Below are 946 nucleotides of genomic sequence, written 5' to 3'. Positions count from 1 at the left end.
GATCGTGGCGGTCACGGCCAGGGTGGCGCCGTCCACCGGACGGTCAAACTCGTAGCCCACCTTGCCGGCCGTGATATCGGCCTCGCTCAGCAGGCGATCGGCCTGGCCGCTCACCTTGAGGGTGTCCCCCGCCTTGGCCTCGGCCGGCAGGCTCACCTCGACGTTGACCTGACCGCTCAGTTCGCTGCGGCTGATGACGCCGTCGTTATCGGCATCTTCGGTGATGACCACGCTCGGCGCGCCGGTCGCAGTGGTGTCGCCCATCACCGCGCTGTCGCTGCCCGGCTGGGACTCGTTACCCGCCGCGTCGATGATCGTGGCGGTCACGGTCAGGGTGGCGCCGTCCACCGGACGGTCAAACTCGTAGCCCACCTTGCCGGCCGTGATATCGGCCTCGCTCAGCAGGCGATCGGCCTGGCCGCTCACCTTGAGGGTATCCCCCGCCTTGGCCTCGGCCGGCAGGGTCACCTCGACGTTGACCTGACCGCTGATCTCGGTGCGGCTGATCACGCCGTCGTTATCGGCATCTTCGGTAATGACCACGCTCGGCGCACCGGTCGCGGTGGTGTCCACCCCATAACCTTCGCTGTCGGTCGCGGTGGCACTGTTACCGGCCGCATTGGTGCTGGTCACGCTGGCCTCTATGGTGCGGTCGCTGTCCGCCGCCAGCTCGCTGCCCGCCACCAGGATAGTGAAGCGACCATCGCCCGCTACCGAACCGGTGAAGGTTTTACCGTTGACAGTCAAGGTGACAATGTCGCCAGCCTTGAACTCGCCGCTCACGGTGCCGCTCACCGGTATATCCTGCTGGGCCTCGCTGGCATTTATCACGTCATCGTCGGTGATATTGGCGTCCAGACGGATGGCCAAGTCAGCCGGCCCACTGGTGTCCACCCCGTACCCTTCGCTGTCGGTCGCGGTGGCACTGTTACCGGCCGCATTGGTG

Annotated in this window: 1 protein-coding gene; it reads right to left on the bottom strand. The window is 66.3% G+C overall.

What is annotated here, in order from left to right:
* Positions 1-946, bottom strand: a 946-nt coding sequence (locus ACB033_RS22615; RefSeq protein WP_371140777.1) for an Ig-like domain-containing protein, incomplete at both ends; no start/stop codon positions are given.

Origin of the sequence: Aeromonas sp. S15(2024), from assembly GCF_041402265.1 — a bacterium.
In the GTDB taxonomy this organism is placed as follows: Bacteria; Pseudomonadota; Gammaproteobacteria; order Enterobacterales; family Aeromonadaceae; genus Aeromonas; species Aeromonas dhakensis.
Note: the sequence above shows the minus strand (reverse complement) of the source record. Positions and strands in the feature narration are given on the sequence as shown.